This window comes from Stenotrophomonas sp. YJH_SMC_130 (genome assembly GCF_059369035.1).
Genome location: NZ_JCAFSH010000007.1, coordinates 115,596 through 134,693, shown reverse-complemented (window position 1 = coordinate 134,693; position 19,098 = coordinate 115,596). Strand labels below are relative to the sequence as shown.

Here is a 19,098-nt window from a genome sequence, read left to right as displayed (position 1 = left end):
GCACGCCTTCTTCAACGATGGCGTTTTTCCAGCACCGCCCGCGCATCGTCCAGCGACAGACCGCGCGCGCGCAGCAGTACCAGCAGGTGGTACAGCAGGTCCGAAGCCTCACCGAGCAGTGCCTCGTCATCCTGCGCAACCGCCGCCAGTGCGGTCTCCACCCCCTCCTCACCCACCTTCTGTGCGATGCGGCGGATGCCGCCCTCGAACAGGCGGGTCGTATAGCTGCCCGGCGGGCGCTGCGCCTCACGCATCGCGACCAACTGGCCCAGCCCGCCCAGGAAGTCCTTCGGCGCCTGGTCGAAACAGCTCTCCGCACCCGTGTGGCAGGTCGGCCCCGCCGGGCGTGCCATCACCAGCAGCGTGTCGGCGTCACAGTCGACGCTGATCGATTGCACCACCAGCACGTTGCCGGACTGCTCGCCCTTGGTCCACAACCGCTGCTTGCTGCGGCTGAAGAAAGTCATGTGGCCGATGGCCAGCGTGGCCGCCAGCGATTCTGCGCTGACATAGCCCAGCATCAGCACCTGCAGGGTATCGGCATCCTGCACCACGGCCGGCAGCAAGCCGTCACCCTTGCCCCAGTCCAGTGCCTGCAATGCGTCCAACGAAGGCCTGACTTCAATAGACATCCCGCACCTCGATCTGCTGTCCGCGCAGGTAGCGCTTCAATTCTGGAATGGCGATGCCGCCGCTGTGGAACACGCTCGCCGCCAGCGCACCATCGACGTCGGCCTGGTCAAAGGCTTCGGCGAAGTGCTCCATCGCACCGGCGCCACCGGAGGCGATCAGTGGCACCTGGCACAGGGCCCTCGCCTGCTGCAACTGTGCGACATCGTAGCCGCGGCGCACGCCATCGCTGTCCATGCAGTTCAGCACGATCTCACCGGCGCCCCGACGTTGCACCTCGACAATCCAGTCCAGGGTGCGCAGTGGCACCGCCTGGGTCTTGTCCGGGTCTCCGCTGAAGCGGCGCACCCGCCATTGGCCATCCGCTTCGCGCACCGAATCGACACCGACCACCACGCATTGCACGCCGAACTCGTCGGCCAGTTCAGTGATCAGTTCCGGGCGGCCCAGCGCGGGGGAGTTGATCGACACCTTGTCGGCACCGGCGAACAACACGCGACGCGCGGTTTCCACGCTGTCGATGCCCCCGGCCACGCAGAACGGAATGTCGATCAGCCGCGCGATGCACTCGATCCAGGCAACGTCGACCGAACGCGCCTCGGGGCTGGCGCCGATGTCATAGAACACCAGCTCGTCCGCCCCTTGGTCGCGATAGCGCTGCGCCAGCTCGGCGATATCGCCCATGTCGACATGGTCGCGGAAACGCACGCCCTTGACCACGCGGCCATCGCGCACGTCCAGGCACGGAATGATGCGCCGGCTCAACATGCCAGTGCCTCCGCCAGGTCCATGCGCTGTTCCAGCAGCGCCTTGCCGAGGATCGCACCGCCGCAGCCAGCGGCACGCGCCTCGGCCACATCGGCCACGTCACGGATGCCGCCGGACGCCTGCACCGCCACCCCTGGCAGCAATGCCGACAGGTGCTGGTAGAGGCCGATATTGGGCCCGGCCAGCATGCCGTCGCGGGCGATGTCGGTGCACAAGAGGTGGCGCATGCCAGCGCGCGCGTAGCGCTGGGCCAGGTCATCCAGGGTCACCCCGGCGTTCTCGGTCCAGCCGTGCACCGGCAGCTGCCACTGCCCCTGTGCGTCCTGGCGCGCGTCCAGCGCAATCGTGATGCGCTCGGCGCCAAATTCCTCCAGCCAGCCCACCACTTCATCGGGGCGGCGCACCGCCAGCGAACCGACCACCACGCGGCCGGCGCCGGCATCGAGGATGCGCGCCACGTCGTCGCGGCCGCGCACGCCACCGCCGGTCTGCACCTGCAGCGGCGTGTGCGCGCGGATCGCCGCCAGCAGCGGCGCCAGCGTATAGCCACCGGCGCGTGCAGCATCCAGGTCGACCAGATGCATCCACTGCGCCCCCTGCGCGGCGAACGCCTGCGCGCGCGGCAGCGGATCGTCGCCGTAGGAGGTTTCCTGCGCGTAGTCGCCCTGGCGCAGCCGCACCACGCGGCCATCGCGGATATCCAGCGCGGGGTAGACGATGAAACTCATGCAGCAGTGCCCTCGAGGAAATTGCGCAGCATCAGCGAGCCGGTTTCGCCGGAACGCTCGGGGTGGAACTGTGCGCCGTAGTAACGCCCCTGCTCCACCACGGCAGTGAACAGGCCGCCGTGGTCGCAGGCAGCGACGGTGTGGGTATTGAGCGGCGCCGCATAGCTGTGCACGAAGTAGGCGCTGGCACGCTCCGGCACGCCGCGCAGCAGCAGCGATTCGCGCAGTGGCAGCAGCCGGTTCCAGCCCATGTGTGGCACGCGGATGCCGCAGGCCGGCACCAGCTTGCGCACCACGCCGGGAATCAGCCCCAGTGTCTCCACACCCGCTTCCTCGGAGCGCTCGAACAGCAATTGCATGCCGAGGCAGATGCCCATCAGCGGCACCTCCAGCCGCTGCAGCGGTTCCACCAGGCCCTGCGCGTGCAGGCGCTGCATGCCGGGACCGGCGGCGCCGACACCGGGCAGGATCACCCGCTGCGCGCCGATCAGGCCGTCCGCGTCGCGCACCAGCCGCACCGTCGCGCCCAGGCGCTCCAGTGCGTAGCGCACCGAGCCCAGGTTGGCACCTCCGGCATCGATCAGCGCGACGTCGCTCACAATGCCCCCTTGGTGCTCGGCAGTGCCGTGCCCTGCCGGGCCAGCGCCGGGCGCAGTGCGCGCGCCAGCGCCTTGAAGCAGGCCTCCACCTTGTGGTGATCGTTGTCGCCGCGCACCTGCAGGTTGAGGTTCAGGCCGCTGGCATCGCACAGCGAGCGGAAGAAATGCGGCACCAGCTCGGTCGGCATGTCCCCCACCCGCTCGCGCTTGAACTCGCCCTCGAACACGAAGTACGGGCGGCCGCTGAAGTCCAGCGCGGCGCTGGCCAGGGTCTCGTCCATCGGCAGGGTGAAGCCGTAGCGGCCGATGCCGCGCTTGTCGCCCAGCGCCTCGCGCAGGGCCTGGCCCAGGGCCAGCCCGGTGTCCTCGATGGTGTGGTGCTCGTCGATGTGCAGGTCACCCTCGGCCTGGATGTCGAGGGCGAAGCCGCCGTGCTTGCCGATCTGTTCGAGCATGTGGTCGAAGAACGGCAGGCCGGTGGCGATGCGCGCATCACCGGCGCGATCCAGGTCCAGCTCAACGCGGATTTTCGTTTCTTTGGTGTTGCGCTGGACCACGGCGGTGCGCGGCGCGTCGGCCAGCGCGTGCGCGATGCCCGGCCAGTCCCACTCGCCACCGAACTGTTCGGTACGCAACTGGAAGCCCCGGATGTTGAGGTTGTCGGCGAACTGCAGGTCGGTGATGCGGTCGCCAACCATGGCCGAGCGTGCCCAGTCGATGCTGCGGTCCTGCAGGTAGCCAGTCATCAGGCCGATGCCCGGCTTGCGGGTCGGCGCATTGTCCTGCGGCCAGCTGCAGTCGATCAGCACGTCACGGAAGGTGATGCCCTGGCTCTCGAAGATCTGCAGCATCAGGTCGTTCGGGCCATCGAAGCTGGCGCGCGGGTAGCTGTCGCTGCCCAGGCCGTCCTGGTTGGTGACAATCACGAACTGGTAGCCGGCATCACGCAGCTTCAGCAGCGCCGGGATCACCTGCGGCACGAAGCGCAGCTTCTCGTAGGCATCGATCTGGAAATCGGACGGCTCCTCAATGAGGGTGCCGTCGCGGTCGATGAACAGGATCGGGGTCATGCTGCGGCCCTCCGCGCCGACAGGGTCGCAAGCACGCGGTCATTCTCTTCGGGGCTGCCGATGCTGATGCGCAGCGCATCACCCAACTGCGGCGCGGCGCGCTGGTCACGCACCACCACGCCCGCAGCCAGCAGCGTATCGAACGCGGCCTGGGCATCGGCGAAGCGGACCAGCAGGTAGTTGCCGGATGAGCGGTAGACGCGACGCACGCCGGGCAGGCCCAGCAGCGCCACGCGCAGGCGTTCGCGCTCGGCAATCACCGTGGCTACGCGTTCGGCGGTCCGGGCCAGCGCGGCGGGTTGCAGCGCCTGTACCGCCAGTTCCGCGCACGGCGTCGGCACCGGGTACGGCGCCTGGCAGCGGCGCAGCACAGCAATCAGCTCCGGTGCGGCGATCAGGGTTCCAATGCGCGCGGCAGCAAGAGCGTGCGCCTTCGACAGCGTGCGCAGCACCGCCAGATTCGGGTTCGCGGCCAGCAGCGTGGTCGCCGACGGGCGCTGCGCGTACTCCACATAGGCCTCGTCCACCACCACCAGCGCCTGCCCGCGCAGCGCAACCGCCACACGCTCGACCTCCTCCAGAGCGATGTCACTGCCGGCCGGGTTCGACGGTGCGCACAGGAACACCAGCTTGGCTCCCTGCGCCTTGGCCGCGTCGATCACCGCATCCAGATCGGCGCGCAGGCCATCCTCGCTGTCCACCAGCGGCACTTCAATCAATGCGGCACCCTGCAGGCGCGCGCAGACGGCGTACATGCCGAACACCGGCGGCGTGACCAGCACGCCATCGCGACCCGGCACGCACAGCGCGCGTACCAGCAGATCAATGGCCTCGTCGCTGCCGCGGCCGACCAGCAGCTGCTGCGGCGTCACGCCGTACAGCGCCGCCAAGCCTTCGCGCAACGCCAACGGTTGCGGCTCCGGATAGCGCCGGCTGCTGCCAGCCGCATCGGCCGGATTGGCCCAGGCCGACTCGTTGGCATTCAACCAGACCTCGCCCTGCACCACCGCACTGCGCGCCGAGCTGTAGCCGGCGAAGGCCTGCAGATCCGGGCGCACCAGTGCCAGCACGTCATCAATGGCGGCGCTCATGCGGCGGACTCCATGCGCAATGCAACCGCACGCTCGTGGGCATCCAGGCCTTCGGCGCTGGCGATGATGCGCGCGCAGCCGCCGATCGCGGCCAGGCCGGCGGCACTGGCGCTCTGCACGCTGATCAGGTTCTGGAAGCTGGCAACACTCACGCCGCTGTAGGCAAGTGCGGCACCGGCGGTGGGCAGTACGTGGTTGGTGCCGCTGCAGTAGTCACCCAGTGCTTCGGGGGTGTAATCACCCAGGAACACCGAGCCGGCCGCCTGCACCTTGTCCAGCCACGCGCGCGGATCACGCAGTGCCAGGATCAGGTGCTCCGGCGCATAGCGGTTGCTGATCGCGAAGGCTTCCTCCAGCGAATCGACCTGGATCAGGCGCGAGGCCGACAGCGCCTGGCGCGCGATCTGCTGGCGCGGCAGCAGGGCCACCTGCCGCTCCACTTCGGCCTCGACCGCCGCCAGCATCGCGGCATCGTCGGTCAGCAGCAGCACCTGCGAATCCGGGCCATGCTCGGCCTGCGACAGCAGATCGGCAGCCACGAACGCCGGATTGGCACCCGCATCGGCGATCACCAGCACTTCCGACGGGCCGGCCGGCATGTCGATGGCGGCGGCGCCCTCCTGTGCGACCTGCTGCTTCGCTTCGGTCACGAAGGTGTTGCCCGGCCCGAACAGCTTGTCGCAGGCGGGAATGCTTGCGGTGCCATAGGCCATGGCAGCGATCGCCTGCGCGCCGCCCAGCTTGAACACGCGCTGCACGCCGGTCAGCCGCGCCGCCACAAGTACGGCCGGGTCTGCGCTGCCATCGGCTCGCGGCGGCGTGCACAGCACCACCTGCGGGCAGCCGGCCAGCTGTGCCGGAACGCCCAGCATCAGCGCGGTAGACGGCAGCGGCGCGCTGCCGGCCGGCACGTACAGGCCCACCCGACCGATCGGGCGCAGCATGCGTTCGCAGACTACGCCCGGCGCGGTTTCAACCGCGTACCCCTTGCCCATGCCGGCGGCGTGGAAGCGGGCGATGCGCTCGGCGGCGTCCACCATGGCCTGGCGCAGTTCGGCGGGGACAGCGGCCTCGGCCGCCGCGAACTCGGCTTCGCTCACTTCAAAGGACGACAGTTCGACACCATCGAAGCGTGCGGTGATCGCACGCAGCGCGTCGTCGCCCTGCGTGCGTACCTGTGCGATCAGCGTCGCCACCGCGTCGCGGGTCTGCTGCGCCACGGTCTGCACCGGGCGGGTCAATGCCGCGCTGCGCGCGGCCTCATCAAGTCGGGACCAGATCAGACGGTTCATGCCAGCGACCGCTCCACGCTCAGTACCATCAGGCCCTGCGCACCCGCGCGCTCGAGTTCCTCCATGCGCTGCCAGCTCAGCGGGCCAGGGCACATGGTCTGCAGGCGCAGCGCACCGCCATCGGCCGGCAACCGCACCAGCGGCTCGGCATCGGCCAGCAACTGCGCCAGCGCGTCGACGCGGTCCTCGCTGGCGCGGAACATCAGCAGCTTGCGGTCCTGGCGCTGCACCACGCCATCGAGGCGGCGCAGCAGCATCGCGCGCAGCGAAGCGCGTGCATCATCCGGCACCCTTACTGCACCGGCCAGCACCGCCTCGCTGTCGAGCAGGTTGTGTACCGGGGTCAACTGGTTGGCGCGCAGCGTGGCACCGCTGGAGACCAGATCACAGATCAGGTCGGCGGTACCCAGGCGCGGGGCGATTTCCACCGAACCGGACAATTCGACCACCTGCGCGTCCACGCCCTGCTCCGCCAGCCACTGCGTGAGGATGGCCGGGTAGCTGGTGGCGATGCGGGTACCGGCCAGCTGCGCCGGACCCTGCCACTGCCATTCCTCGGGCACCGCCAGCATCAGCCGGCACTGGCCGAAGCCCAGCCCGCGCAGCGCCTGATAGGCGTCAGGCAGGCCGATCTGGCGGCGTGCCGCGGCCTGCTCGTCCAGTTCATTGCGGCCGACGATGCCGAGGTCGCAGACGCCGTCAGCGATCAGGCCGGGGATGTCGTCGTCGCGCACCAGCAGGAGGTCTACCGGCAGCGATTCACCGTAGCAGAACAACTTGTCACGGCTTTCGCGCCAGCTCAGGCCACAGGCGCTGAGCAGGTTGCGGGCGGGCTCGGCCAGCCGGCCACTCTTCTGGATGGCGATACGCAGCCGGTCTCTTGCCGGCGCTGCCTGGGTTGCACTCATGGGGGAGGTCTCGAAGTTCGGAACGGGGCGCGGATCAGCGCGAAGCAAGGCGGTCGATGGCAGCGGCATAGCCTCGATGGCCATGCTCGAGCGTGCGCGCCACCCGTCCGGTGGTGGTCACGCTCACGCCGGTGCGCTCGTGGATCTCGCGATACGGCACGCCCTGCTGCAGCAACGGCACCACTTTCCAGCGGTCGGCCATGGCTTCCAGTTCGGCCGGCGTGCACAGATCGCGCAGGAAGGCTTCCACCTGCTCCGGCTCGCGCAGGGCGGCAAAGGCCAGGGCCAGGGCTTCCAGGTCGGCCTTCGGGTCTTTGGCGGCGATCTCGGGGCGGGCTTTCACGGGGCTGTTTCCATGCATCAATGTAATAGCGCGTTAGTACATTAGCGCATTCTTGCGCAGTGCGTCAAATCGTCAGTTGGGGTACGGCAGGGCTGCTGCCCTGCACCCGCAGAGGCAAGAGCCAGAGCAACAGCAAAGCTGGTTTCCGAGGGTTGGCGGGATGGATCCGCTTGAGGGGGGCGCTGCAAGTACCCCTCCGGGGCCCGGCCCAGCCGCTGGCGGCTGTGCGTTCGGGCGCTTGCGAAGCAGTGCTTCGCAAGCAAAGCGCCCTCACCCATGTAAGCTCGGTCGCCGCATTTATGCGGCTCACGCCCCCTCAACCGGACCCACCCCGCCTTCGACGGTTGGCCGCGAGCTGTCGGGACGGCCGGGGCCCGGAAACGAAAACGCCCACCGGTTGGTGGGCGTTTCCTTGAAGCGTTGCATGCTGCCAGTGGCCGTTACATCACCTTGGACTGCTCCAGCTCGACCTGCAGGGTGCTGGCCAGCTCGTCGCGGGAGACTTCGAACTGCTGCTCGCGCACCAGGTCCTTCACCGCCACCACGCCGCGCGCCAGCTCGTCCTCACCGGCCAGCACCACGAAGCGGATGCCCGCCTTGGCGGCATACTGGAACTGCTTGCCGATCTTCTTCGGCTCCATCTGCACTTCGGTATTGATGCCACCGGCGCGCAGCCGGCGGGCGATGTCCAGCGACTGCGGCATGCCCTGCTCGTCCATCAGCGCCACCAGCGCCTGCACGCTGCTGGCCTCGATGCCATCGATCAGGCCGGCCTCGCGCAGCTGCCAGAACAGGCGCGACAGGCCGATGGAAATGCCCACGCCCGGCAACTTGGACTTGCTGTAGTGGCTGGCCAGGTCTTCGTAGCGGCCGCCCGAGCAGATCGAGCCGATCTGCGGATGGTCGGTCAACGTGGTCTCGTAGACGGTGCCGGTGTAATAGTCCAGGCCGCGCGCGATGGAGAAATTCAGGCAGTACGCGCTCTCCGGCACGCCCAGCGCCTGCACCAGCTGCAGCACTTCGCGCAGTTCGGCCACGCCGGTGCGCAGGATTTCCGAAGAGCCGCCCTCGGCTTCAAGCGTGGCCAGCTGCGCCAGCGCATCGGCATGGCCCTGCGAACGCACGGCCACAAAGGCCAGGATCTTCTCGACCTGCTCGGTCGGGATGTTGAAGCCCTCGCCCACCAGCGTCTCGCGCACGTAATCGGCGCCGCGCTTGTCCAGCTTGTCCACTTCACGCAGCACCGCCAGCTGGCGCTCGCCTTCGGCCACGCCCAGGCTCTCGAAGAAGCCGCGCATGAGCTTGCGGTTGTTCAGCTGGATGCTGAAGTCACCGATGCGCAGTTCCGAGAACACGGCGTGGATGACCGCCAGCACTTCGGCATCATAGCGAACGCTCAGGCTGTCCTTGCCGATCACGTCGATGTCGCACTGGTAGAACTCGCGGAAACGGCCGCGCTGGGCACGCTCGCCGCGGTAAACGCGCTGCATCTGGTAGCGACGGAACGGGAAGGTGAGTTCGTGTTCGTGCTCGGCCACGTAGCGTGCCAGCGGCACGGTCAGGTCGAAGCGCAGCGCCATCTCCGGCAGCGAACGGTCGCCCGATTCGGCCGCATTGGCCAGCGCACCGGTGGACTGCACGAAGTACACCTGGCGCTCGGTCTCGCCGCCGGACTTGGTCAGCAGCACGTCGGACAGCTCGAACACCGGCGTCTCCACCGGCAGGAACCCGAAGCGCTCGTAGTTGCGGCGGATCACGTCCAGCATGCGCTGGAACGCAATCTGCTCGCGCGGCAGCAGTTCAAGGGTGCCGGGCGGGGTACGGGGCTTGATCACGGGCGGAACTCCTGCTGGAACGGGACGTGGGAGGGGGCGACATTCTAGCGCCCCCGCCTCGGGCAGGGTCGAACGGCCGCTTGAAGTATCATAAGGCCCTCCCCGCCCGCGATACGCCCCCGCAACATGTCACGGCCTTCCGGCGCTCCGCCCGCCACCAACGATCCCGCCTCGCCGTCCTGCACCACGCTGGACTGCCTGCACTGCTCGGTTCGCCACCTTGCGGTGTGCTCGGCGCTGTCGCCCGATGAAGTGCAGGCGCTGGAACAGGTCACCGTTTCGCAGCAGGTCAGCATGGGCAGCACGCTGGCCCGCACGGGTGAAGAACGCGACCATGTCTATACATTGACTGCCGGCGCACTGCGCCTGGTACGCACCCTGGCCGACGGCCGCCGCCAGATCAACGGCTTCGTGCTGCCCGGCGACTACCTGGGCCTGAGCGGCAGCGACCATCACCGCTACGACATCGAAGCCATCGCCGACAGCCGTGTCTGCCGCGTCGCGCTGCCACAGATGAAGGCGCTCCGCAGCCGCTTCCCGCACCTGGAGCGCAAGCTGCTGCAGCGTGCCTGCCAGGAACTGGATGCCGCACAGGACGCTGCACTGGCGCTGGCACGCCTGCAGCCGGCCGAGAAGCTGGCTGATTTCCTGCTGCGCCTGGCCGCGCGTGAAGCCAGGCTGGGCGGCGACGGCCTGCGCGTGTCGCTGCCGATGGGCCGAGGCGACATCGCCGACCATCTGGGCCTGACCATGGAAACGGTCAGCCGCACCTTCACCAAGCTGCGCCAGCAAGGGCTGATTGCCCTGCCCCACCTGAACGTAGTGGAGATCCTCGACGAGGACGGGCTGCGCACGCTGGCGGGTGAAGGGTTGATCTGAGGATTTCGCATTTCATGGGGTTGCCGGCCAGCGGCCGGCACTACCCGTGTTGCGCGAAGCGCATTGTAGAGTCGAGCCATGCTCGACTCATCGCGCCGTGCGCGAACAGCAGCCGAGCATGGCTCGGCTCTACATGGGAGCCAACACCTCACGCAACGCCGCGTAATCGGCGGCCAACGGTTCGGCGTGTGCCGGCCGCTGCAACAACGCATCCAATGCCGGCGGCACGGCCACAGGTTCGCCGATCAACGGCTCGACCACGGCCTCGAACTTGGCCGGATGCGCGGTGGCCACCACCGCCCAGTCGCCCTTGGCACCACGGGCGCGCAGGTCCTGCAGCACCTTCACCGCCGTAGCCGTATGCGGGCAGAACAGCTCGCCCCTGCTGGCATGCGCGGCGGCAATGGTGGCCCGGATGGTCACGTCATCCACCGCAAACGCCCGGAAGGCAGCACGCAGTTCGGCATCGTCGCCCTGGTAGAGCCAGCGCAGGCGCTCGAAGTTGCTGGGCGCCCCCACATCCATGGCATTGGCCACGGTCGCCACGCTGGCCTGCGGGTGGTACTCGCCACCGTTGAAGTACGCCGGCAATACGGCGTTGGCATTGGTGGCCAGCACGATCTGTCCGATCGGCACGCCCAGCGCGCGCGCCAGCACTGCGGCCATTGCGTTGCCCAGGTTGCCGGTCGGCACCACCAGGTTGAGCCGGCGACGATGCAACGCGTAGTGGCTCAGTGCTGTATGTGCGTAGTAACTCATCTGCGGCAGCAGGCGACCGAGGCTGATGCTGTTGGCCGAGCTCAGCGGCACCCGTGCCTGCAGTTCGCGGTCGGCCAGCGCCTGCTTGACCATGGCCTGGCAGTCGTCGAAGGCACCGGCCACGCGCAGCGCCTGGATGTTGTCACCGAAGCAGCCGAGCTGGTGCGCCTGGCGCGGTGACACGCGGCCATCGGGATACAGCACCACCACGCGTACGCCTGGCTGGCGATGGAAGGCCGCGGCAACGGCGGCGCCGGTATCGCCGGAAGTGGCGACGACGATGGTCAGATCGCGGTCCTTGCCGGCCTGCAGCCGCGACAGCGTACCGGCCAGGAAACGCGCACCAATGTCCTTGAACGCCGCCGTCGGTCCATGGAACAGTTCCAGCACGTGGTCACCGTCGCCGAGCGCGCGCAGCGGCACCGGGAAGTCGAACGCCTCGCGGCAGATCGACGGTAATCCGGCCTCCAGCGCATCCCCGGCGAAGAACGGTGCCAGTAGATCTGCGGCGGTATCGGCCAGGGTCGCACCGGCTTCCAGCTCACGTGGCGCCGGCAGTGCCTGCGGCACGTACAGGCCACCATCGGGCGCCAAGCCTGCAGCAATGGCCGCGCTGAGGCCAACGGCCGGGGACCGGCCGCGGGTCGAAACGAATTGCATGGGTTCAGTATCCAAAGAGGGAGAAGGATTCAGCACAGCCGGGCTCCCGGCGTATCCAGAGGCGACACCCAGGCATCGCTGTCAAAGCCGGCAGCAGCGAATGCGGCCTGCACCGGCGCCGCGGCAGCGTGGGCCTGGTCGGCATCTTCGAACCAGGCGAATACGCTGGGGCCGGCACCGGAGATGCCCGCGCCCATTGCGCGGGCTGACAACGCCGCATCGCGAGCCACCTCGAAGCCGCCGATCAGACCCGCCCGTCGCGGCTCCACCAGCACATCGCGCAGGCCAGCGCGCACCAGCGCCGCGTCGCTGCGATGGCAGCCGCTGAGCACCAGCGCAAGATTCGCACTCTGCGCCACGAATTCACCCAGCGCATAGCTGCCTTGCAGCGCCTGGCGTGCCAGACGGGTTTCCAGCACCGCGTGCGGGTGCACCAGCAGGCTGTGCCAACTGGCTGGCACAGGGATCGGCAGCAGGCGGTCAGCCGTGCACAACGCCAGCCCGCCGAGCAGCAGCGGCCCCACGTTGTCACCATGGCGGCCCCCACTGGCCACGGCCTCACCATCCAGCGCAAACGGATACAGCGCATCGCGCGAGAGTGGCGCATCCAGCAATGCGTTGGCAGCAACCAGCGCAGCGACGCACGAGGCTGCCGAGCCCCCCATGCCGGAGCCGAATGGAATGCCCTTGTCGATCTCCACCGCGAAGCCGAAGTCCAGGCCCAGCCCTGCGCGCAGCGACATCAACGCCGCACCTGCGGTGTTTCCGGCCGCCTCCAGTGGAAGTTCGACCGCACTGCCACGGATGGCCTCGATGCGCACCACCGGCTCATCGATACGCCGCACGCTCACCGTATCGCCAACGCCTGCAATGGCATGCCCCAGTATGTCGAAGCCCACCGCCACATTGGCCACCGAGGCGGGCGCAAATGCACGTGCGATCACAGGCGTGCTCCCTCGCCAGCGGCTACCCGCAGCAGGTCGGCGAACACGCCCGCCGCCGTCACTTCCGGTCCAGCGCCCGGTCCCTGCACCACCAGCGGGTTGTCGCAGTAGCGGCGGGTACGGAACTGCACCACGTTGTCGGTCAGCCGCAGGTTGGCGAAGGCATGGTCGGCCGGCAGTTCCTGCAGGCCCACCGAGGCGCCGTCGGTGCCCAGCCGTGCCACGTAGCGCAGCACCGCGCCACGCGCCCGCGCATCCTGCAGGCGCTGCAGCAGGCTGGCGTCGGACTCGCCCAGCCGCGCCATGAAGTCATCCACGCTGCCGTCGCGCAGCAGTGCCGGCACCAGGCTTTCCACCTGTACCTGTTCCAGGCTGAGCGCGTGGCCGGCCTCGCGTGCAAGGATCACCAGCTTGCGTGCCACGTCCACACCGGACAGATCATCGCGCGGGTCCGGCTCGGTATAGCCCATCGACCGCGCCTGCGCGACCAGCTGCGAGAACGGCTGGCTGCCATCGAAGCGGTTGAACAGCCAGGCCAGCGTGCCGGAGAAGATGCCCTCGATGGCCAGCACCTCGTCACCGGTATCGACCAGATCGCGCAGCGTGGTGATCACCGGCAGGCCCGCGCCCACCGTGGCCTCGTAGCGGAAGCGCGCACCACTGGCCGCTGCGGCGGCGCGGATGCGCTGGTAGCGCGGCAGCGGCCCGGCACCCGCCTGTTTGTTCGGGGTGACCACATGGATGCCCGCCGCCAGCCAGCCCTCGTAGCGCTCGGCCACCTCGGCACTGCCACTGCAGTCGATCACCACCGCATGCGGCAGGTGCGCAGCCAGCAGGTGCTCGGTGAAACGATCAAGGTCGCTGGATTCACCCGCGTCCCGCAGGGCCTCACGCCAGTCCGCATGCAGGCCGTCCACTTCCAGACGCATGCGCGAACGCGAGGCCAGCGCACGCAGGCGAAGATCCACATTGGCCTTGGCCAGCAGCTGCGGGCGCGCGGCCAGCAACTGATCCAGCAGTGCGGCGCCAACGTTGCCGGGCCCGATCACACCGACCGCGAAGGTCTGCGGCGACAGCCAGAAGCCTGCATGCGCCGCGCGCAACGCACGGGTGGCATCGGCACTATCCACGGCGACCGAGATGTTGCGCTCGGACGAGCCCTGCGCGATCGCCAGGATGTTCACCTGCGCACGCCCCAGTGCCTCGAACAGGCGCGCCGCCACACCTGGCTGCCCGGCCATGCCGTCACCGACCGCAGCCAGTACGCTGACGCCCTCACTGACCTGCACGCGCTGCACCTGTCCCGCTGACAACTCGTGCGCAAAGGCGTGCAGCAGTGCATCACGGCCACGGCCGGCTTCGGCAGCACGCACCACGCAGCAGATTGAATGTTCCGAGGAACCCTGCGAGATCATCACCACCGACACCTGCGCCTGGCGCAGGGCGGCAAACACGCGCTCGGCGGTACCCGGCACGCCGATCAGGCCGGTGCCTTCCAGGTTCAGCAGGGCCAGGCCGGGACTCAGGGTCAGGCCCTTCACCGGCCCGCGCGGTGAGCGCTCGGCGCTGATCCGCGTACCCGGATGCGCCGGCTGGAACGTATTGCGGATGAAAATCGGCAGGCCGAGGCGGATCGCCGGCGACATCGTCTGCGGGTGCACCACCTTGGCGCCGAAGTACGCCAGTTCGCAGGCCTCGTCGTAGCTCAGCGCTTCCAGCTGCACCGCCTCGGGCACCAGCCGTGGGTCCGCCGACAGCACGCCATCGACATCGGTCCAGATGTGCAGCTCGTCAGCGTTGAACAGCGCGGCAAAGATCGCACCGGAATAGTCGCTGCCGTTGCGGCCGAGGGTGGTGATGCGGTCATCGCGATCGCGTGCGACGAATCCGGTGGCAACCAGGCGCGGCTGCGGATGCTGCAGGCGCCACTTGGCCAGGCGGTCGGCACTGGCTTCCCAGTCGACATCCACGCCGAGTTCGCCATGCCCGACCACAAGCACATCGCGCGCGTCGAGTACCGCGCAGTCTTCGCCCAGCGCGCGCAGGTGGGTACCAAGCAGCTGTGCGGAAAACACTTCGCCCAAGCCCTGCACACGGTCCAGCACCTCGCGCGGCAGCTCGCCGATCACTGCCAGCGCGGCCAGTACTTCGGCCAACTGATCGAAGCGGGCGTCGATCCATTCAACCGTCTCGCCCACCTGCTCGCCCAGCAGCGCCACGGCAGCGCCGCGATGGCGTGCGCGCAGGGCATGCCAGGCCTCGCGCCAGCCTTGATCGCCCTTGGCCGCCAGCTGGGCCAGTTCGATCAGCGCGTCGGTGACGCCCTTCATCGCCGAGACAACAGTGACCTGCAACGATTCGGGACGGGCCAGCAGCAGGCCGCCCACATGGCGATAGCGTTCGGCATCGGCCACCGAGGTGCCGCCGAACTTGTGCACGACGGTGGACGGTGCAGCCAGGTCGGCCGGGGCAACGGAATGAGCGGGAGCGTGGGAAGACATGCAGACCTCGGTAGGAGGCCCCGTCGCATGCAGGTGTCGAGTTTCCCCGCCACCTGTAGGTGCGGGGCCGTGGTTTTCGGGAGTTACACGAAGACGACGGGCCGCACCAGGGCAGTGGTGACGGTGGTGGTGGTAATGGTGGTGATGGTCGCGACCGGCGCAGTCGTACTGCCCGCAATGGCGGGGGCGATCAGGCTGGCGTGGGCGGCATCAAGGACCATGGCGCACAGAAAACACCGTGCGCCCGGCCGCTGTCAAGTGCTGCGATGCAGAAAATCGATGCAGCGATCATCGGCCAACGTGCCGGCATTTGGTTGCATCTGAGACCAAGCCGGCATCAGCACGCTTGACGACTGCATTCAGCCGGCATGTTCGGCGATCGCCCGTGGCGTGCGGTGGGCATGCGCGCACAGCATCACACCGGCCACCAGGAACACGATTGCCAGGGCTTCCAGCAGCGAGGGCCAGCGCTGCTGCCATGCAAAGGCGTACAGCAGCGCGAACAGGGTCTCGAACACGATCATCTGGCCAGTCAGGGTCAGTGGCAGCAGACGGCTGGCACGGTTCCAGAATGCGTTGCCGAGGATCGAGGCCACCACTGCCACGCCGGCGCTGATCGCCCAGAACCCGCTCCATTGCGCCGCCGTATGGCTGCCGGTGTGCCCGATGAAGGCCATCGGCACCAGCAGCAGGGCCAGGCCGCCGGTGGTGACGCCGGTCAGCAGCGACCAGTCGTGGCTGGACAGATCCGGTCGGCGCGCCAGCCAGCGGCTGTTGCCGATCGAATACAGCGCCCACGAGAACAGCGCACCGAACGCGCACAGCAGCCCGATCAGGCGCTGCCGCCACGGGGTGGCCAGGTGCTCGGACATCAGCGCTTCCCAGCCAACCAGTCCCACGCCGAGCACGCAAAGGCCCAGCGCCGGCAGCAGCTGCCTCAGCGGCACCGCCCCCTGCTCGCGCACGCCAACGAGGGTGACCACCACCGGTATCAGGCCGACGATCAGCGATGCCGCAGCGCCACCGGCCCACTGCACGGCGGTCGCCAGCAGCAGGAAATACACCAGGTTGCCTGCCAGGCTCAGCCACAGCAGGCCGATCCATTCGGCACGGCCCAGCCGCGGTGCCAGCCGCTTCCACCGCGGCAGCAGCAGGGCGACTGCCATCAGGCCATAGACCAGGTAGCGGCCGGCGGACAGTTGCAGCGCATTGAACGACTGAAGCACGGCAGGCGCGAGAAAGACCACGCCCCATAGTGCGCCAGCGGCCACGCCATTGGCGATGCCCACGGCCATCGGGTTGTTGCGCATTCGGGTTGTCCGGGGGGATGGAACGGGCCGCGCAGTGTAAGCGCTGGCCGGTGGGCACTCTTGACCGAGGCTACTGCCTTGTCACCTCTGTAGAGCCGAGCCCATGCTCGGCTGCGATTCGCCGTTGTGCAGACAAGGGCAGCCGAGCATCGGCTCGGCTCTACAACTCAGCCGGCACCCCTGCGCCACGCAGCGGGGGTCTGGCCACATTCGCGGCGCAGCGCACGGGTCAGTGCGCTCTGCTCGGAATAACCTGCAGCCAGTGCGATATCGCTGATCGGCGCGGCAGTGGTGCGCAGCTGATGCTTGGCCCAACGCAAGCGGCACGCACTGAGCCAGGCCTGCGGGCTCAGCCCGAACTCGCGCTGGAACAATGCGTGCAACCGGCCCTCGCTGACACCGACAAATCCGGCCATCCGGGCAACCGGCCAGGCCCGGCCGGGATCGGCCTGCACCGCCACGCACAGGCCCTGCATGCGCGCCCCACTGCCCGCCGGTGCAAATACCTGCAGCAACTGCGGCAGCAGCGCCGGCATCGGCTGCCCTGCCTGCACGTCGGCCAGACGCTGACGCAATGCCAGCGGCAGATGCAGCCAGCGCTGGCGGCACAGATGCTCCTGCGTGCCGTCATCAAGCACGCCTGGAGGACAATCAACGATCACGAAACCATTGGGGCCGTCCGCCATCTGATCATGTGCTTCGCCGGCGGCGACAAATGCCCCCTGCAGCAGGTCCAGCCGGCCGCCGCGCCCTTCCATCTCGAACTGCAGTTCGCCCTGCAGCGGCAGCACCCACTGCGCGTAGTCATGGCGTTCCAGGCCGGTGGCCTGCCCGTAGTGCCGCAGATGGAAGATGGCGCCCATCCGGGCAGTGTGCGCGTGTAACAACGGCCGTGCAAACCGCTGCTATAGTCGATCCGTCATCCAACGCAGGGAGTGCAGGTCATGACCCATCAGCGGCTGTCCCTGGTGCTTGCCATCAGCCTCGGCCTGGCGCTCACCGCCTCGGCCTCCGCGCAGGAACGTACGCCACCGGCCCCGCACTGCATGGACGCGGTCGGCGTCCAGGAAGTGGAGCAGGCGTCATCGCGTTCAATCGCCCTGCGAGCCGCCTCCGGCCAGGCCTATCGGATCGACTTCAGCGAAGAGTGTCCCGGCGTCCGCAGTGCTACCACGCTGAAACTTGAAGCACCCGCCGGCTGGGCCTGCGGTCGCCCCAGCGAGCGTGTGGTGGTCGATGGCCGCAGCTGCGCGATCAGCGCGGTGACCCCCGTGCAGGATCGCGACTACGCCAGCGTGGCCCGCGACAGCGACCGCCTGCGCATGGCCACCCTGCCCGCCCTGACCATCCGCGAGCGCAGGGACATCCGCCGCAGTTTCGGTGGTTCGCCGTCGTACTGCTTTGCCACGCGCAACGTGCGCGCGTGGTCGTCCGACCCGCAGGGCATGCTGGTGGAGACCAATCCGCATCGCAATGGGGGTCACCGCTACTATCGCGTGGAGCTTGGCAGCCACTGCCGCCAGCTCGACCGTGCGCCACAGCTGAGCTTCCACTCCGGCATGCAGAACGGCCTGATCTGTGGCAATCCGGGCGATCGCATCCTCACCGCCGGATTCGAGAATGGTGACCTGCGCAACGACGCGCTGGCGCCGCTGCCGCAGTACACCCGCGGCGGCTGCACGATCCAGGCGGTCTATCCGGCGTCCAGCCAGGCGTCGAACTAACCGTCGACGCCGAGGAACGCGAACGGTGCGCTGGGCACGAAGTGGCCCAGCGCGTCGCCGGAAAAGGTATTGCGCTGGTCCGGACCGAGATCGAGCTTGAGCACCTTGCCGCCGAAATCGACCTTGTTCAGGTCGACCCAGAAGGTGTTCGGTGTCAGTGCCGATTCGAAGAAGTACAACCGCCGCTTGTGGTCGGCCACGGTGCGCCAGCGCGTGGATGAAATATTCGGTTCGCCCGGGGTGGTGATGCCATACGGTACCGAGGCGTTGCGGATCACGCTGAACACACTGGCCAGCGCCACCACCGGGTCTTCCGCCTTGGGAATGGCGTTGATGTAGAACGAGGCGCGCGCGAAACGGTCGGCTGAGCGGTTGGTGCCCGGCAGCATCACCGTGCCGCCGATCTGCTGCCAGTAGCTGTTGAGTGCCAGCTGCTGCTCGAAGATCGGTGAGTTGGTCATCACCTGGTAGCGCCGGTCATGGTGGATCACCTGGCGACCGCCGATGTATTCGACGATGGCGCTGTCGCCACTGGCATCTGACAGCGACAGATGCAGCGTGGCCTGGCGGTCTTCGCCCGGCACCTTGTCGGTGACGATCGAGTACGGCTCGCGCTGCAGCGCCGCGACCGCCTCGTCTACGGTGGCGAAGTTGTCCAGCACATACTGCGCCCATAGTGAGATGGCCAGGCCCGGCTTGTTGCCGCGCTGCTTCGGATACTCCGATTCGACCAGCCACAGCAGGTTGGCCACCAGGCCTTTCTCGTTCATGCCATCGGTGGTCGATACGTCATAACCGGTGGCCACCACCGAGCCGTAGCGCGCCGTCCAGGCCAGCGACTTCGGCCCGGCCTGGCCGGTGCGCGCGATGCCGCGCGGCAGCACGTAGAGGTTGGTCGCCACATCGACCTTCCAGTCCATGGAGCGAGCGGTGATCACATCACCGTTGTCGCCCAGGTAGACCGCGCGCGTGCAGGCCAGCGCCGGTGCCACTGCGGCAGCCAGCGCGACCGCCAGCAGTGCCCTTTCCTTCCACTTCATCCGTGCCATGTTGTTGC

At 68.3% G+C, this 19,098-nt stretch carries 19 protein-coding genes; 2 read left to right on the top strand and 17 right to left on the bottom strand.

All coding sequences use genetic code 11. The features are described 5' to 3' along the window. Positions 1 to 11: 11 nt before the first annotated feature. The 10 genes from hisIE to hisS form a co-directional block, all read right to left on the bottom strand. Positions 12 to 632, bottom strand: a complete 621-nt coding sequence (hisIE, locus tag AC5P5V_RS11490) for a bifunctional phosphoribosyl-AMP cyclohydrolase/phosphoribosyl-ATP diphosphatase HisIE (protein WP_061477828.1) — start codon at positions 630 to 632, stop codon at positions 12 to 14. After that, positions 622 to 1,398 carry an imidazole glycerol phosphate synthase subunit HisF gene (gene hisF, locus AC5P5V_RS11485; RefSeq protein WP_134968762.1) on the bottom strand — a complete coding sequence of 259 codons (777 nt, stop codon included), beginning with the start codon at positions 1,396 to 1,398 and terminating at the stop codon, positions 622 to 624. The genes hisIE and hisF overlap by 11 nt, the downstream gene beginning before the upstream one ends. Beyond that, positions 1,392 to 2,126, bottom strand: coding sequence for a 1-(5-phosphoribosyl)-5-[(5-phosphoribosylamino)methylideneamino]imidazole-4-carboxamide isomerase (hisA, locus tag AC5P5V_RS11480; RefSeq protein ID WP_061477830.1), 735 nt, complete (start codon positions 2,124 to 2,126; stop codon positions 1,392 to 1,394). Before hisA ends, hisF begins: the two co-directional genes overlap by 7 nt. Next, complete coding sequence (hisH, locus tag AC5P5V_RS11475) at positions 2,123 to 2,725, bottom strand: imidazole glycerol phosphate synthase subunit HisH (protein ID WP_010482586.1); 603 nt, start codon at positions 2,723 to 2,725, stop codon at positions 2,123 to 2,125. Before hisH ends, hisA begins: the two co-directional genes overlap by 4 nt. Then, the gene (hisB, locus tag AC5P5V_RS11470; protein ID WP_061477831.1) at positions 2,722 to 3,795 is read right to left on the bottom strand and encodes a bifunctional histidinol-phosphatase/imidazoleglycerol-phosphate dehydratase HisB; all 1,074 of its coding nucleotides are present in this window, start codon (positions 3,793 to 3,795) and stop codon (positions 2,722 to 2,724) included. Before hisB ends, hisH begins: the two co-directional genes overlap by 4 nt. Beyond that, positions 3,792 to 4,886, bottom strand: a complete 1,095-nt coding sequence (hisC, locus tag AC5P5V_RS11465) for a histidinol-phosphate transaminase (protein ID WP_061477832.1) — start codon at positions 4,884 to 4,886, stop codon at positions 3,792 to 3,794. Before hisC ends, hisB begins: the two co-directional genes overlap by 4 nt. Next, positions 4,883 to 6,178, bottom strand: coding sequence for a histidinol dehydrogenase (hisD, locus tag AC5P5V_RS11460; RefSeq protein WP_134968644.1), 1,296 nt, complete (start codon positions 6,176 to 6,178; stop codon positions 4,883 to 4,885). The genes hisC and hisD overlap by 4 nt, the downstream gene beginning before the upstream one ends. Continuing rightward, complete coding sequence (gene hisG / locus AC5P5V_RS11455; protein WP_049438529.1) at positions 6,175 to 7,086, bottom strand: ATP phosphoribosyltransferase; 912 nt, start codon at positions 7,084 to 7,086, stop codon at positions 6,175 to 6,177. The genes hisD and hisG overlap by 4 nt, the downstream gene beginning before the upstream one ends. Before the next feature lie 34 nt (positions 7,087 to 7,120). Beyond that, on the bottom strand, positions 7,121 to 7,429 hold the full coding sequence (locus AC5P5V_RS11450) for a YerC/YecD family TrpR-related protein (RefSeq protein WP_088497315.1): 309 nt from the start codon (positions 7,427 to 7,429) through the stop codon (positions 7,121 to 7,123). 440 nt (positions 7,430 to 7,869) lie between these two features. Beyond that, complete coding sequence (gene hisS / locus AC5P5V_RS11445) at positions 7,870 to 9,264, bottom strand: histidine--tRNA ligase (RefSeq protein WP_134968645.1); 1,395 nt, start codon at positions 9,262 to 9,264, stop codon at positions 7,870 to 7,872. A gap of 126 nt (positions 9,265 to 9,390) precedes the next feature. Here hisS and AC5P5V_RS11440 point away from each other — a divergent pair, with 126 nt between their 5' ends. Further along, entirely contained in the window at positions 9,391 to 10,143 is a 753-nt protein-coding gene (locus AC5P5V_RS11440) for a Crp/Fnr family transcriptional regulator (protein ID WP_005416324.1), read from the top strand. A gap of 129 nt (positions 10,144 to 10,272) precedes the next feature. Here the strand turns inward: AC5P5V_RS11440 and thrC are convergent, their stop codons facing one another. From thrC to AC5P5V_RS11410, 6 genes are all read right to left on the bottom strand, one after another. Continuing rightward, a complete protein-coding gene (gene thrC / locus AC5P5V_RS11435) occupies positions 10,273 to 11,562 on the bottom strand; it encodes a threonine synthase (protein WP_134968646.1) in 1,290 nt (429 codons plus the stop codon). Between the two features lie 29 nt (positions 11,563 to 11,591). Then, complete coding sequence (locus AC5P5V_RS11430) at positions 11,592 to 12,506, bottom strand: homoserine kinase (protein WP_134968647.1); 915 nt, start codon at positions 12,504 to 12,506, stop codon at positions 11,592 to 11,594. Then, positions 12,503 to 15,007, bottom strand: coding sequence for a bifunctional aspartate kinase/homoserine dehydrogenase I (gene thrA / locus AC5P5V_RS11425; RefSeq protein WP_134968648.1), 2,505 nt, complete (start codon positions 15,005 to 15,007; stop codon positions 12,503 to 12,505). Before thrA ends, AC5P5V_RS11430 begins: the two co-directional genes overlap by 4 nt. An 83-nt stretch (positions 15,008 to 15,090) precedes the next feature. Then, complete coding sequence (locus AC5P5V_RS11420) at positions 15,091 to 15,228, bottom strand: hypothetical protein (RefSeq protein ID WP_181357886.1); 138 nt, start codon at positions 15,226 to 15,228, stop codon at positions 15,091 to 15,093. 138 nt (positions 15,229 to 15,366) lie between these two features. Continuing rightward, positions 15,367 to 16,317, bottom strand: a complete 951-nt coding sequence (locus AC5P5V_RS11415; RefSeq protein WP_134968649.1) for a DMT family transporter — start codon at positions 16,315 to 16,317, stop codon at positions 15,367 to 15,369. A gap of 167 nt (positions 16,318 to 16,484) precedes the next feature. Then, complete coding sequence (locus tag AC5P5V_RS11410; protein WP_134968650.1) at positions 16,485 to 17,180, bottom strand: helix-turn-helix transcriptional regulator; 696 nt, start codon at positions 17,178 to 17,180, stop codon at positions 16,485 to 16,487. Positions 17,181 to 17,261: 81 nt separating this feature from the next. On the opposite strand from AC5P5V_RS11410, the gene AC5P5V_RS11405 reads away from it, so the two are divergent. Continuing rightward, positions 17,262 to 18,041 carry a DUF6491 family protein gene (locus AC5P5V_RS11405; protein ID WP_061477841.1) on the top strand — a complete coding sequence of 260 codons (780 nt, stop codon included), beginning with the start codon at positions 17,262 to 17,264 and terminating at the stop codon, positions 18,039 to 18,041. On the opposite strand, the gene AC5P5V_RS11400 is transcribed toward AC5P5V_RS11405, so the two are convergent. Beyond that, positions 18,038 to 19,090: a linear amide C-N hydrolase gene (locus tag AC5P5V_RS11400; protein ID WP_049413806.1), complete on the bottom strand. Its 1,053-nt coding sequence runs from the start codon at positions 19,088 to 19,090 to the stop codon at positions 18,038 to 18,040. The two genes, AC5P5V_RS11405 and AC5P5V_RS11400, sit on opposite strands and share 4 nt — an antisense overlap. Positions 19,091 to 19,098 lie beyond the last annotated feature (8 nt).